Source organism: Actinospica durhamensis, assembly GCF_018139695.1.
Taxonomy (GTDB): domain Bacteria; phylum Actinomycetota; class Actinomycetes; order Streptomycetales; family Catenulisporaceae; genus Actinospica; species Actinospica durhamensis.
In genome coordinates, this window is record NZ_JAGSOG010000846.1 from 1 (window position 1) to 402 (window position 402).

General features: G+C 69.2%; 1 protein-coding gene. It reads left to right on the forward strand.

What is annotated here, in order from left to right; genetic code table 11:
* Window positions 1-402: triple tyrosine motif-containing protein (locus tag KDL01_RS42510; protein ID WP_212534354.1), on the forward strand; the 402-nt coding region annotated here is incomplete at both ends.

Below are 402 nucleotides of genomic sequence, written 5' to 3' on the forward strand. Positions count from 1 at the left end.
GGGCAGAGCGTGCGCCTGTACGGCGTGCACGACGGCCTGCCAAGCCAGGAGTTCCGCGAGCACACCCTGATCGCAGCGGCCGATGGCCACCTGGTGGCCGGAACGGCGGCAGGCGCAGTGGTGTTCGACCCGGAGCAGGTACGGCCTTCGGTACGTCGCGCGCCACTGGTGATCGAGCGGGTGGAAGTGCGCCGCAACGAACAGGTGCTGGGCATGACCCACGATGCGCCGTTGCAGATCGCCGATGGCGATCGCGACCTGCGCATCGTCGCGCGATTGCTGTCCTTCGCCGACTCGGCGTCCAATACCTACCGTTACCGCCTGGCCGGCTACGACCCGGATTGGGTTGAAGTCGGTCCGGCGGGCGAGCGCCTGTTCTCGCGCCTGGCGCCGGGCAGCTAC